The organism is Acinetobacter guerrae, from assembly GCF_009372255.1.
Classification (GTDB): domain Bacteria; phylum Pseudomonadota; class Gammaproteobacteria; order Pseudomonadales; family Moraxellaceae; genus Acinetobacter; species Acinetobacter guerrae.
Window position 1 is genome coordinate 422,051 of sequence record NZ_LXGN01000001.1, and the last position, 14,087, is coordinate 436,137.

Consider the following 14,087-nt stretch of genomic DNA (forward strand, 5'->3'; position numbering starts at 1 on the left):
ATCAGCGGGCAATAATAAAAATCTTAAGGCAGAAATACAATGCAAAAACAGCATTTTTCCTAAAGTTTTTATTCGAGCTTAGTGTCAGCATTGAGTTTTCATACAATAAAGACAGTTATATTCAGTATTTATGAAATTTGCTGAAAGAAATCATTGATTGCTGTCTGTGCGATTTCAGCATCTTCAAAAGATTTAGCACCAGAAACACCAATTGCCCCGATCAATTGCCCTTCATAAATAATCGGCTCCCCCCCTTCAAGCATACCCGTTACACTTTCAAGCGTTAAAAAGCCCATTTGACCATTACGAATAATGTCTTCATAAAATTTGGATGGACGGCGACTCATGGCTGAACATTTCGCTTTTTCCAAACTTAAATTCGCAGTTAATGGTGTTGCGCCATCCATGCGTTTCATGATCAACAAAGCACCTGCTTCATCAACAATCGAAATGCTCATATTAAAACTGCGCTCAATCGATAACTCAACAGCACGATTCATTAAAATTTCAGCATCAGCCAGTGTAAGATAGTGTTTGGTTTTCATGGTTATGCTCCATTAAAAAAGCCCGTCAAACGGGCTTTAGTGTCTTTATTTCATCGATTGAAATGTGTCTTTTGCAGCTTGAATCGTAAATTCTATATCTTCATCACTATGCGCAGCCGAAATAAATCCTGCTTCAAAAGCTGAAGGTGCAAAATTTACTCCACGATCTAACATACCATGAAAAAACTTTTTGAAAGCTTCGGTGTCACACGCAAGCATAGAATCGAAACTGGTAATGTCTTCTTGATTGGTAAAATACAAACCAAACATTGCACCCGCCTGTTGGGTCTTAAATGGAATCCCTGCTTCGTCCGCAGCTGCCTGAAAACCTGCAAGCAGTTTTTCAAGTTTCATATTCAGGTTCGTATAGAAATCTGGCTGGCGTAAATGTTTGAACATTTCAATACCTGCGCGCATCGCCAAAGGATTTCCTGACAAAGTTCCTGCCTGATACACGCCACCTAAGGGTGCGATGCACTCCATAATTTCACGTTTACCGCCAAATGCACCGACAGGAAGACCTGCACCAATAATTTTACCTAAAGTGGTCAAATCTGGTTTGACGTTATAATGCGCCTGCGCGCCGCCTAAAGCCACACGAAAACCTGTCATCACTTCATCAATAATAAATACAGCGCCGTATTCGTCACAGACATCACGAATCGCTTGAAGAAAACCATCTATTGGTTTTACCAGATTCATATTACCTGCCACTGGTTCTACAATCACACCAGCAATTTCATGTCCAAATTTGGCAAAACATTCTTTTAATGCAGCAATATCGTTATATGGAAGAGTTAACGTATGTTTAGCAAAATCGGCAGGCACACCTTTAGAGGTTGGCTCACCCTCACCTTTAGTGAGTAGCCCTGAACCCGCTTTAACCAGTAATGAGTCCGAATGTCCGTGATAACAGCCTTCAAACTTGACAATTTTATCTCGTCCCGTATAGCCACGTGCCAAACGGATTGCGGTCATAGTCGCTTCTGTCCCTGAATTGGTCATACGTACCAATTCAATAGAAGGCATGATTTCACAAATAATATCGGCCAAAGTGGTTTCATGCACAGTTGGCGCACCAAAGCTTAGACCATCTTCAGCTGCTTTTTGAACGGCCTGAATAATATCTGGATGCGCATGACCCAAAATCATTGGTCCCCAAGAACCAACATAATCGACATAACGCTGATCATCTTCATCCCAAAGATAAGCACCTTTGGCTTTTTTAATAAATACCGGAGTTCCACCAACACCATTAAAGGCGCGAACAGGAGAATTGACACCGCCAGGAATATGTTTACTGGCTTGCTCAAATAATTGCACTTGTTTTGGAGATAAACTCATGAATACTCTCGATATTTGTAAGTCTGTATAAAAAAATCAGAATGCAGAAAACAGTTCCTTAAATCAGGGCGTTATCTAAGCTCTTTAGATAAAGTGTCTGCAAATAAAGCAGCCCACGCATGAACACGCGCAGGAATGTCTTGAACCGAACGACCTAATATATCACTAATCACCGCACACAGGTCAGCACCGCTTTCAATCACTTCTCTGGAATTTTCAACGGTTAACCCGCCAATCGCACAGATGGGAACATTGATGTTTGAACGCGCCTGTTTTAATGTTTCAAGCCCAATATTGCCCGCTTCTGGCTTAGTGTCAGTCGCGTAGATTGCACCAAAAGCCACATAAGTTGCGCCATCAATAATCGCTTGTTCAGCCAGCTCTACAGAGTTGGCACAAGTTCGACCAATAATTGCGTTTGGGGCTAATCTGGCTTTGGCATCGGTAATCTCACCATCTGATTGACCTAAATGCACACCCAATTTAAATTGAGCCGCTAAAATCAAATCATCATTAATAATAAAAGGCACCTGATATTTTTCACAGAGCCATTTAATTGCATCGACTTCAGCAGGTTGATTCAGTGGAGGAGTTTTTTTACGACGATATTGTAAAATCGCCACTTGACCCGTTGCTAAAGCAGCGTTCAGTTTTTCTAATAACTGTTCAATTGGATCGTCATTGGTAATTAAATATAAACCGCGCATTGAATATAAATCTCTTTTATTCATTTTGAGGCCAAAGTAGCAAGGCTGTATAAGAACTAAATCTAATATCTGATACAGCCTATAATTTACTTAAGCCACGAATCCAGCTTAGACTGGTCTTCAATCTTAAATTCAATTGTCTGTAATGGAATTTCTCCACCCGTTACAGTGAACTGAATGAACTCATCACGTCGGAATGCAAATACGGTGAACTGACCTTTTTGTTTTGCATATTGAGCCAATAATTTTTCAGACGCCTTGAGTCCATCAATGGCAATAATCACATCATTGGCAGACAAACCTGATTTTGCACCCTCACCTGCACGATTAGCTTGCTGAACGAATACGCCTTCTGGTTTATCGATTAGCTTTAACCCAAATGGCAAAGCCTTATCATGTTTAAATTGATAGCTTAAACCAAAAGATGGTAATAACTCATTGAGCGGTAACTCATCTGTAGTATTGATCAAGAAACTTAAACGCTCTGTCCAGTCTTGCCCTGTTAATTCCTTGCAAAGATCAAAAATGGTTCGCTCATTGACCTGAATGCCCTTTTGCGTATTTTCATATAAGCGACGCAATAATGCATCTAGACTAGAGTCATAAGTGCGTAATCCAAGATCCAGACATAAAGCCACTAAAGCACCTTTATTGTAATAACTGGTTCCTGCATTATTTGAGTTTTCATCCTGACGATAAAACTTAATCCATGCATCAAAACTCGACTCAGATACAGATTGAATAAATCGTCCTGGATTTTGCAGATAACGATCCATCTGTGCTTTCAATAATTTGAGATAAGAGGTTTGTGAAATCACGCCACTGCGTAGCAAAATCAGGTCATCGTAATACGAAGTAAAACCTTCAAAAATCCACAGTAAAGAGGTATAAGATTCTTGATGTAAATTGTATTGAGCAAAATTTTCAGGACGTATAAATTTCACCAACCATGAATGAAAATACTCATGACTACATAGACCCAAGAAACGCTGATAATCTTCAGATGGTTCTTCAGGTTCATTGGTTTTTGGTAAATCATGACGAGGTGTAATTAAACTGGTGCTATTACAGTGTTCTAATCCACCATAACTATTGCCCGTTGCCATCGTCATAAAAGTATAATTTTTAAATGGCGCAGAACCAAAAATTGCAATTTCGGTTTCACAAATTTTAGTTAAATCAGACTTTAAACGTTCAACATTGGTCTGATGCTGACCAGACACCACAAATTCATGCGCAATTGCATTTGCCTCAAAACTAAATCGGGTTTGCTCTGCCAACTCAAACGGACTATCAATCAGTTGATCATAATTTTCTGCTTTTAAGGTAAAACGCCCTTTCACTAAACTTTTTGATGTTAAACCTGTTGCAAGCTGGAAGTGCTTCAGTTCTTCTGGCAAGAACAATTCGACTTCACAAGCTGATTGTTCCTGATCTTTTAATCCAAGACAGACACATGCAGGATTGACGTATAAACGGGTCTGGTCGACGTAAGCACCACGTACAGATAAATCATAAGCATAAACATCATACTCAACTGTAATCAGTTCATGATCTGTATTGAATAATTGCCATCTATTTTTCTGATCTTTTCGGATAGACAATAATCGACCAGCTTCATCGTAGGCTTTGACCGATTCAATATGTTTTGCAAATTCACGAATCAAATAGCTTCCAGGAATCCACGTCGGTAGCCAGAGTTCCTGATTTGGATTGGCTAAAAAACGCATGGTGACATGGATCAGGTGTTGGCGATAATCATCAAATTCAATTTGGTAATGCAACATATTCTCAGGATATCAACGCAGTCAATTTCAATTAGCTTAACATTTTTTACGACCGCATGAGTAGTTGTCGCATTTGTCTACAAAAGTCACTAGCCACCAAGAAAAAAAAGGCATAGCATGCAACTATTTTTAGCATTTCACACCACAGGATGGTCATGCAGGTGAACACGTGAGATTTTTCCTTTCACTTTTTACGCTTTTTAGTTTGTTTTGTACCACGCTTGCCAATGCACAACTCCTGAATATTGCACCTGAAAGTGTCGAAGCGCAGGCTTGGAGTATCGTTGATGCACAATCAGGCCAAACCATTGCTGAATATAATAGCAATGCACAACGCGCTCCTGCCTCTTTAACCAAGATGATGGTGGCTTATATTGCCCTTAAAGAAATTAAGGCAGGCAAACTACGTAAAGATGAAATTTTGACTGCAACTCCTGTGGTTAAAATGGTTCAGTGGGATGAATCCCAAATGTATTTAAAGGAAGGTGAACAAATTTCTGTTGACCAACTTTTGGCAGGTTTGATTGTGATGTCTGCCAATGATGCTGCCGTTACCTTAGCCGAACGGATTTCAGGAAACGTTCCTGCTTTTTTAAAGCGCATGAATCAGGAAGCCCAAGCATTAGGCATGCAGAATACACACTTCTCCAACCCTGCTGGTGTGACCATGCCAGATCATTATTCAACTTCACATGATCTAGGCTTACTTGCTAAAGCATTGGTTAATGAAGTTCCAGACTATTTAAACTATTCAAAGCTTCCTAGTTTTAGTTATAACCATCGTTTTCATCATGCGACAAATCTAGTACTCAAAAATGATCCAACTGTGGATGGTTTAAAAACAGGATTCACCAAAGCCGCTGGCTACAATCTCGCACTTACAGCCAAACGTCCAACCATGAATCCAGATTTGCCTGAACGTCGGTTAATTGTGGTGGTATTAGGTACTAAAAGTGCCATGAAACGTGCTGAAGTCGCGCATAAGCTCTTAAATTTGGCTTATACCTATACACGTGATGAAGAAGTGATTAAAGATAAACAATTGATTGCAGAATTACCTGTCATTAAATCAACTCTCAAAATGTTTAAGGTTGAAACTCAACAACCTACTATTGTCACGACGTCTTTGTATGACTTGGCTCAACCTATTGATCTCAATCAATTTGATATGCAAACTCAACGTTTACATGTCACCTATGACAATGGGATCATGACCTCGATTGAACCCCTTGAAACCACAAAAACTCATGTCAATGTTGAATTGAATGAAAAGCAGCTTACAGCTCCATTAATGAAAGCTGTTAACCTTGCAACTGTTCAGGTTTATCAAAATAACCAGTTGATTCAGAGCATTCAGATTAATGACAATGTTCATATACAAGAAGCCAATATTTTTGAACGTTTCTTTATGTGGTTCAAAAGTCTTTTCTCACTTTTTGGTCATGATGATCGAAGTGTTAAGCTCTACCCACTGAACTAATTAAAGCTTATTGATTGATTAAAAAGTAGCTTCTTGGGAGGCTACTTTTTCTTTTTTTGAACTAGATGACGACATTTAGAGCATAAAAACTCAATTTCGCATTGAAATTGAGAAAAATGCCCGTATTTATGAAAAAATGAATGTCTAAATGTGAAAACTTGTGGTTTTTTACGATTTTTAATCTACAAAACGAATTTTTCACTTTATGATATGTACTTAAATTGATTGAATGGATCAAATAACATGACTGCTATTGCAAATAACCACGTGGTTTCATTCCACTACACGCTGACTAATGCAGAGGGTGAAACTCTTGACCAATCACAAGGTGAACCACTTGCCTATTTGCACGGTGCAGGTAATATCATCCCTGGTTTAGAAAATGCATTGACTGGTAAAACTGTAGGTGAAAAATTTACGGTAAATGTTCCTGCTGCTGAAGGTTATGGCGAATATAACCCTGATCTTGTACAAGAAGTACCAGCACAAATGTTCCAAGGTGTTGAAAACATTCAACCAGGTATGCAATTTCAAGCTCAAACTGATGACGGCGTTCAAATCGTTACTGTAAAAGCTGTTGAAGGCGATAATGTTGTTGTTGATGCAAACTTCCCACTTGCTGGTCAAGATTTAACATTTGAAGTAGAAATCGTTGAAATTCGTGATGCTTCTCAAGAAGAACTCGATCACGGTCACGTACATGGTGCGGGTGGTCATCACCACTAATCGGTAAGTTTTCCGATTCTTATAAAGCAAAGTTTCGACTTTGCTTTATTTTTATAAAAATAAAATCATCTTCTAAATTCATCTACCTCATCATTTTGAAAACATCTTTTAAAAGCGCTTTGTTCGTTCTATTCATGATCTATATTTTTCATCATAAAAATATATAGAATTTACAACAACACGATCTGCAGATCGTGCCGATGCATTGACTGTAAATTTAATGATCAATATTTAGTCCATAAACATCAAAAACATTATTTGCGATTTGTAACTCTCCTTGTAGTGGTTTTCATTTATTTTTATGATGGAGATCAAGGCTTATTGAAATTTAGTCTGTGCAATGAAAAATGAGAGCGATTGGCTTAATCGTAATTTATTCATCATTAAAATTGAATATCTGATTAACGCTCAATAAGCCTATAAGCGGGATATTCAACTTCTACTTATCATAGAAATTGCATTTTAGATTTATAAGAACGATTGATTTATATAGGAATAATACATCATGAAATATCAACACATTTTAGTTCCAGTTGATGGCTCCGACATCTCTCTTGCTGCACTTAAACAAGCAGTTTCTATTGCAAAAGCATTTGATAGCAAAATCACAGCTATTAGTTTATTGGCTGTAGACCCGTTCAGTGGTGTCGATTTTTATTATGTTTCACCCATTATGAAAGACTATTTTGTCGAAGCTAGCGCACAAGCAGAAGAAACTTTAGCCAAAGCTAAAACAATAGGTACTGAATTAGGCGTAAATGTTGAAACTCAAGTCATCAAAGGTGAAGTTTCATCGGAAGGAATTTTACAAGCAGCAGAAGACTTAAAAGTTGACTTGATTGTAATGGGTTCACATGGTCGCAAAGGTTTTCAAAAATTTTTCTTAGGAAGCTTTGCCCAAGATGTATTGGGAAATACCGAACTTCCTGTTTTAATTGTTAAAAAATAGTTAAGAAATCAATCACTAAAAAGCCCGTTTATACGGGCTTTTCTAGAACTTAAACAATTTGAGTAGATATCCTCAAGTATTGTTTGTTGTTAGCTAATCACAAATCAAGGTTACCATATCTGATGTATCTTGGCCGAGACTTAACTCTTATAGACCAAGCAGTATATGAATACCTTATTTTTAGATTACTCCTTAATAGCAATACGGTCAAGTTTTGCTCACTTATTTATTTACTGTTTCTGATTTGACAGATCGTCAGATTAAACTCTTTATATGCCAACCATGCAGCACTCATACTTAATACTGCAATGACCACAAACATCATATCCATTTCCACAATTCCCAAAATTAAAAAAAGTACAGAAAAAACAATTAACAGCGCGAAACACAAAATACCAAGATGATACTGACGCATAGGAGATACCATAAATTTAATCGGCAATCATACTTTACAGAACATGATAAAAGAAAACAATTATCACTTTCATTTATAGAAATACCATACAGTTTTTACGTAAACGTCAGAACGTTAATGTGTTGTTTGTAAACAAAAGAAATTAACTGATGTGCTTTTGCATCAATTCTTATTAATTATTCTAAAATTGTATTTAATCGGTAAAATAATGAATTAAAAGCATATTTTTATCTTAGAATGCTTGAGTTGATTTGATCCATGTTAACTATCAAAAATAAACATTCATCTATTCTATTAAGTGAATAAAACCGAATCGGAGAAGAATATGTTAAAAAAAATCATCATTACGACTGGTATTGTTTCTGCCCTAACTATGACTGGCTGTGCCACAATGACCAATCCATCTACCGACCGAAATCTCGCCATGCTACAAAATAAACTGTGGCTAGTGACTGAAATCAATGGCGTAGAATACAAAGTTAATCCAGCTCAGACGACTAATGTTGCTGCCCTAATGTTTGATAATAGTGCCTTGAGTGGTTCTGATGGTTGTAATCGTCTAATGGGCGGATACACTGTCAAAGGTACCCAGATTGCTTTCACTCAGTTAGCAAAAACTCAAATGGCTTGTTTATCTGCAACAGATGTTCCAGAAAAATTCTCTAATGCTTTAGAGCAAACTACAAGCTATAAAGTTTCTGAGAAAAAATTAGAACTTTTAAATAAAGATGGCAAAGTTGTGGTTGAATTGAAAAATAAATAAGCGAAGCAAGTCCCCTAATTTTGATTAGGGGACTTTTTTTATTTTGATCTGGGTAGTGTAATTTTTATCAGTATCTTCAATAAGCATAAAATTCAATGACGATTAAAATATATTTTTTCCTCTTATAATCTTAGTTTTTAAATTATTTTTATATATTATTTTTTCTACGTACTCTTTCATTGCTTAAAATTCCTATTTTAAATTTAAACAATTCAATTGTTATTTGCTTTTAATAGCAACTCTATTTCAATTTTCTTTTTTCATATTAAATATATAGAAATCCAATTTATTTATTTTTAAGAATAAACAATCAAGCGTAGCATTCAAATGTATCCATTGATCTGGATAGTTTTATATTAAGGATCCAAACATGAATGCCAAACTTAACAATTTATCCACTCGCGAAGCTTTAAAAGATCATTCAATAGAAGAAATTTTTCAAAAGGCTCAGCAATATGCCCATGAACATCAACTTGATTTTACAGGGAGCGTTAGTCCAGACGAAGCATGGTATTTAGTTCAGCAAGGACAGGCTGTACTTGTGGATGTTCGTACCAATGAAGAACGTAAATTTGTGGGTTATGTTCCAGAAAGTGTACATGTTGCATGGGCAACAGGAACATCATTTAACCGTAATCCGCGCTTCATAAAAGAATTAGAAAATAAAGTGGCTAAAGATCAAAATATTTTATTGCTTTGCCGTAGTGGGAAACGTTCGGCTTTAGCTGCCGAAGCTGCGTTTAAAGCTGGTTTTGAGCATATTTATAATGTACTTGAGGGCTTTGAAGGTGATTTGGACGAGCAACAACAACGTAATCAAAACAACGGCTGGCGTATCCATAAATTGCCATGGCTTCAAGATTAAAACCAGATTAAAAATAGTTTTCTAAACTCCAACTTCTGATTTATTTACTTCCCTTTTTATAAGGAATTCACCACGTGAGTCAATGGAAAATACAGCCTGTTGTTGAAGGCTTACAACAAGCACGACATGAGTGGAGAGAGCGTCAACATCGAATCAAAGAATTTGGTGGGCGTGAACTTCCTTCTAAACAAGCGCTCAAATCTATTCTTGAAGATTTGTGTGGCATCTTATTTCCAATGCGACTGGGGCCAAGTGATTTACGTCAAGAAACAGAAGATTATTATATTGCCTATACGCTTGATCGGGTTTTGAATGAACTATTTTCACAAGTTAAATTGGCACTGAACTACCAAGCAAAAAGTCGGGTAAAACCCATTCCTGTTTCCAGTAATGAACATTTGCTATACGAACAACAGCTGACATTAGCAAAAACGATTGTACAAGATTTTGCCAATACCTTACCTGCTATACGTCGTTTATTAGATGCTGATGTATGTGCCGCGTATGAAGGTGATCCGGCAGCGCATAGTGTCGATGAAGTATTGCTATGCTATCCCGGCATTTTGGCAATTATTCATCATCGTGTAGCACATCAATTATATGAAAGTGTTCCGTTACTCTCACGGATCATTTCTGAACTGGCTCATTCAGCAACAGGCATTGATATCCATCCAGGTGCACAAATTGGCAAGGGCTTTTTTATTGACCATGGCACAGGTGTGGTGATTGGTGAAACTTGTGTGATTGGTGAACATGTCAAAATATACCAAGCAGTCACCTTGGGAGCTAAAAGGTTTGAAATTAATCAGGATGGTGCACTCAAAAAAGACTACGCGCGCCACCCTATCGTTGAAGACGATGTTGTTATATATGCAGGTGCAACAATTTTAGGGCGAATTACGATTGGTAAAGGTTCTATTATTGGAGGGAATGTCTGGTTAACGCATAGCATTCCAGCTGCTAGCCAAATATTACAGTCACCTTCTGAAGCTCAAAAGAAAAATACCACCTAACTTATATCAAAATGAATATATTAAAACCAACATTCGCTAAAACTATATATGGAGTTATTTAGTATTTTAAATAATAGAGTCTTATTTCATTTTATAATTATTTTGAATAAATATAGATTTATGAAGAATAAGCAAAATAATAAATAGTATTAGCTTTATTTATTATTTTTAAAAATTTAGATACTCCCCTAGTCTATTTATCAAAATTAAATAAACAAAGATTAATCAGAGTTTTATAAGCAACTAAACAACGCCTCAATAAACAGGAAAATATATCTATGGCAAAGAACACTGATAAAGTTCAACTTGCACTTGGCGATCATGCAGCAAGACAACTTGCAAATGCAACCAAGACTGTTCCACAACTTTCGACCATCACGCCACGCTGGCTGACACACTTGCTGCAATGGCTTCCTGTTGAAGCGGGCATTTACCGTGTCAACCGTGTTAGTAATACCGATGACATTCAGGTGGCTTGTACACAACGTGATGAAGCAACTTTGCCACAAACTTTTGTCGATTACGATGCTCAGCCACGCGAATATTTTCTAAATGGTGTTTCTACCGTGTTAGATATTCATACACGTGTAGCCGACCTTTACAGCAGTCCACATGATCAAATTAAAGAACAATTACGTTTAACGATTGAAACCATTAAAGAACGTCAGGAAAGTGAGCTAATCAATAACCCTGAATATGGTTTACTCGCAAGTGTAGCCGATGAACAACGTCTTTCAACACTTAATGGCCCACCAACACCTGATGATTTTGATGATTTACTGCGTAAAGTCTGGAAAGAACCAGGATTTTTTCTCGCACATCCTGATGCAATTGCTGCATTTGGTCGTGAATGTACGCGTCGTGGTGTTCCACCTCCAACGGTGAGTCTATTTGGTTCTCAATTCATTACTTGGCGTGGAGTTCCATTAATTCCATCTAATAAAATTCCTGTGGAAGATGGTAAGACTAAAATTTTGCTATTACGTGTCGGTGAAAAACGCCAAGGTGTAGTCGGTTTATTTCAACCTGGCTTGGCGGGTGAACAATCGCCAGGACTTTCGGTACGCTTTATGGGCATTAACCGCAACGCGATAGCCTCTTATCTTATCTCGTTATATTGCTCATTAGCCGTGTTAACTGAAGATGCTTTAGCTGTACTCGACGATGTGGAGGTGGACAAATATCATGACTACCCAGTTAACTACAAGTAATCTATCATCTACGGGCAATGTTCACGGTAGTCCAACGGGTTCAGAAGCGGTTGGCGTTAGCCCACCGCCGAATTTTCCAGACGAAGCAACACTTTCACGAATTGCCTCTGAATTTTTTGCAGCACTACCTAGCTCAGGTAGTCACCATCCCTCTGGTTTGAATCTGGACTTACCTAATGTTGGTACGCCGCCACATCAGCCACAACCTGCCGAACCCTTGTCAGCTTTAAGTGGTCGTGTGCCGAATATTGCTTATGAAAAAAGTTTAAATCCTGAATATCCTGAGCATATTCCTAATTATCCAGATTATCCCGAACGTCGTGCAATTGCCTCCGCACCCGTGATTGGCGGGGCAAATTTGCCCCGTCCACCGTTTGAGCCTCATTTCCCTCAAGCGATTCATAGTGCACCAAATGTACCGTTGGCTGAATCTGCTCGTCCTTTATCAAGTGATACCTCACCCTTTTACTTTTTAAACGATTTTGCAGCACCACAAACTTCCAGTTCTGAATTTGACGCTGCAAGTTTCGCTACAGCGCAATCATTTCAGTTGCCGCAAGGTGATGCACTAACACACTTGTTGCGTGATGAATCTAAGCCAGTACCTACCCAAAGCCATGCATCATCAGGGTTTTACTTTTTAGATCTACCACAAAACAATCCCAATTACTCAAACTATCAAGCATCACAACCGCAATTTGTTGCCAATGCATCGCAACCTTTGGATGTACATTCAATTCGACGTGACTTTCCTATTTTGCAAGAACGTGTCAATGGTCGTCCTTTAATATGGTTTGATAATGCTGCGACCACGCAAAAACCGCAAAGTGTAATTGATCGAATTGCTTATTTTTATCAGCACGAAAATTCAAATATTCATCGTGCTGCACATGAACTGGCAGCCCGAGCAACAGATGCTTACGAACATGCGCGCAATGTAGTGGCACGTTTTATTGGTGCGTCATCATCTAAAGAAATTGTTTTTGTTCGTGGTACAACCGAAGGCATTAACTTAATTGCCAAAACGTGGGGCGAGCAAAATATTGGTGAAGGCGATGAAATTATTGTGTCTCATCTGGAACATCACGCCAATATTGTGCCGTGGTTTCAACTGACCAAGAAAGTTGGGGCAAAATTACGGGTGATTCCTGTTGATGATACAGGGCAAATCATTTTGTCAGAATTACCCAAATTGATAAATGATCGCACCAAATTGATTTCGATTACTCAGGTATCTAATGCTTTGGGAACTGTGACACCTATTCCAGAAGTGATTAAAATTGCCCACGCCAAAGGTGTCCGAGTGTTGGTCGATGGCGCTCAATCTGTTTCACATATGCCAACCGATGTTCAAGCGATAGATGCTGACTTCTTTGTATTTTCTGGTCATAAAGTCTTTGGCCCAACAGGTATTGGCGCGGTTTATGCCAAACCTGAAATTTTGGAGACAATGCCAGTATGGGAAGGCGGCGGTAATATGATTCAAGATGTAACTTTTGAACAGATCATTTACCAACCTGCCCCAAATAAGTTTGAGGCAGGCACTGGTAATATCGCCGATGCAGTGGGATTAGGTGCAGCACTGGAATATGTTGAGCGTCTTGGGATTCACAATATTGCTCGTTATGAACATGATTTGCTCGAATATGGGCAACATGCCTTGAGCAGTGTCAAGGGTTTAAGAGCGATTGGCACCGCGAAAAACAAAGCCAGTGTAATGTCTTTCGTGCTAGAGGGATATTCAACTGAACAAGTGGGTAAAGCGCTGAATCAACATGGAATTGCAGTTCGTTCAGGTCATCATTGCGCTCAACCGATTTTACGCCGTTTTGGTGTGGAACAGACGGTACGCCCTTCTTTAGCATTTTATAATACGACTGAGGAAATTGATTTATTGGTGTCAGTATTGCATCAATTGAGTAGAGAAAAACATCGACATTAAGAATTTCACCCGTCGCTATAATCACTTGTCATTTATTTAAATTTTATTGATCACTGGGCTAAAACATTAGTCCAGTTTTCTTTACTTTTCCAATTAAAAAGAAAGCCTACAACTGAAGCTTAATGTTTTGAGAGATTTCTTTTATCTTGATATACAGACGTTATTTTTGAGTCAGTCAAACTCACAACAGAATTAACCATAGCTTTACTGTATGTTTTCAATTCCATTCAGACATAGCATTAAAATGAGGAAACTCTAAAAACTATATTGGACGTAATTGTATAAAAAAGAATAAATACAATATTTTTTATGTTTTAGAATTTAATAAGGCGAGATAGAA

General features: G+C 38.0%; 13 protein-coding genes. 8 read left to right on the forward strand and 5 right to left on the reverse strand.

The features are described from left to right. Positions 1-128: 128 nt before the first annotated feature. From A7A69_RS01925 to A7A69_RS01940, 4 genes are all read right to left on the reverse strand, one after another. On the reverse strand, positions 129-545 hold the full coding sequence (locus tag A7A69_RS01925; protein WP_120369608.1) for a GlcG/HbpS family heme-binding protein: 417 nt from the start codon (positions 543-545) through the stop codon (positions 129-131). A 45-nt stretch (positions 546-590) separates the two neighbouring features. Beyond that, the gene (hemL, locus tag A7A69_RS01930) at positions 591-1,889 is read right to left on the reverse strand and encodes a glutamate-1-semialdehyde 2,1-aminomutase (RefSeq protein ID WP_152876092.1); all 1,299 of its coding nucleotides are present in this window, start codon (positions 1,887-1,889) and stop codon (positions 591-593) included. Positions 1,890-1,960: 71 nt separating this feature from the next. Beyond that, positions 1,961-2,596 (reverse strand): thiamine phosphate synthase, encoded by a 636-nt coding sequence (thiE, locus tag A7A69_RS01935; protein ID WP_152876183.1) that lies wholly within the window; start codon positions 2,594-2,596, stop codon positions 1,961-1,963. Between the two features lie 86 nt (positions 2,597-2,682). Then, on the reverse strand, positions 2,683-4,383 hold the full coding sequence (locus A7A69_RS01940; RefSeq protein WP_152876093.1) for a M61 family metallopeptidase: 1,701 nt from the start codon (positions 4,381-4,383) through the stop codon (positions 2,683-2,685). A gap of 169 nt (positions 4,384-4,552) precedes the next feature. Between A7A69_RS01940 and A7A69_RS01945 the strand changes: the two genes are divergently transcribed. The 3 genes from A7A69_RS01945 (at position 4,553) to A7A69_RS01955 (ending at position 7,538) form a co-directional block, all read left to right on the forward strand. Beyond that, positions 4,553-5,863 (forward strand): D-alanyl-D-alanine carboxypeptidase PBP6B, encoded by a 1,311-nt coding sequence (locus A7A69_RS01945; protein ID WP_187349146.1) that lies wholly within the window; start codon positions 4,553-4,555, stop codon positions 5,861-5,863. 243 nt (positions 5,864-6,106) lie between these two features. Continuing rightward, a complete protein-coding gene (locus tag A7A69_RS01950; RefSeq protein WP_120369603.1) occupies positions 6,107-6,589 on the forward strand; it encodes an FKBP-type peptidyl-prolyl cis-trans isomerase in 483 nt (160 codons plus the stop codon). A 505-nt stretch (positions 6,590-7,094) separates the two neighbouring features. Beyond that, positions 7,095-7,538 carry a universal stress protein gene (locus A7A69_RS01955; RefSeq protein ID WP_120369602.1) on the forward strand — a complete coding sequence of 148 codons (444 nt, stop codon included), beginning with the start codon at positions 7,095-7,097 and terminating at the stop codon, positions 7,536-7,538. A gap of 226 nt (positions 7,539-7,764) precedes the next feature. On the opposite strand, the gene A7A69_RS01960 is transcribed toward A7A69_RS01955, so the two are convergent. Continuing rightward, complete coding sequence (locus A7A69_RS01960; protein WP_152876094.1) at positions 7,765-7,953, reverse strand: hypothetical protein; 189 nt, start codon at positions 7,951-7,953, stop codon at positions 7,765-7,767. A 325-nt stretch (positions 7,954-8,278) separates the two neighbouring features. On the opposite strand from A7A69_RS01960, the gene A7A69_RS01965 reads away from it, so the two are divergent. The 5 genes from A7A69_RS01965 (at position 8,279) to A7A69_RS01985 (ending at position 13,747) form a co-directional block, all read left to right on the forward strand. Continuing rightward, the gene (locus tag A7A69_RS01965; RefSeq protein WP_152876095.1) at positions 8,279-8,716 is read left to right on the forward strand and encodes an META domain-containing protein; all 438 of its coding nucleotides are present in this window, start codon (positions 8,279-8,281) and stop codon (positions 8,714-8,716) included. Positions 8,717-9,086: 370 nt separating this feature from the next. Further along, positions 9,087-9,581 carry a rhodanese-like domain-containing protein gene (locus tag A7A69_RS01970; RefSeq protein WP_152876096.1) on the forward strand — a complete coding sequence of 165 codons (495 nt, stop codon included), beginning with the start codon at positions 9,087-9,089 and terminating at the stop codon, positions 9,579-9,581. A 74-nt stretch (positions 9,582-9,655) separates the two neighbouring features. Then, positions 9,656-10,594: a serine O-acetyltransferase EpsC gene (epsC, locus tag A7A69_RS01975; RefSeq protein WP_187349147.1), complete on the forward strand. Its 939-nt coding sequence runs from the start codon at positions 9,656-9,658 to the stop codon at positions 10,592-10,594. Positions 10,595-10,872: 278 nt separating this feature from the next. Further along, positions 10,873-11,805: a family 2A encapsulin nanocompartment shell protein gene (locus tag A7A69_RS01980; protein ID WP_120369597.1), complete on the forward strand. Its 933-nt coding sequence runs from the start codon at positions 10,873-10,875 to the stop codon at positions 11,803-11,805. After that, a complete protein-coding gene (locus tag A7A69_RS01985) occupies positions 11,780-13,747 on the forward strand; it encodes a family 2A encapsulin nanocompartment cargo protein cysteine desulfurase (RefSeq protein ID WP_152876097.1) in 1,968 nt (655 codons plus the stop codon). Before A7A69_RS01980 ends, A7A69_RS01985 begins: the two co-directional genes overlap by 26 nt. Positions 13,748-14,087 lie beyond the last annotated feature (340 nt).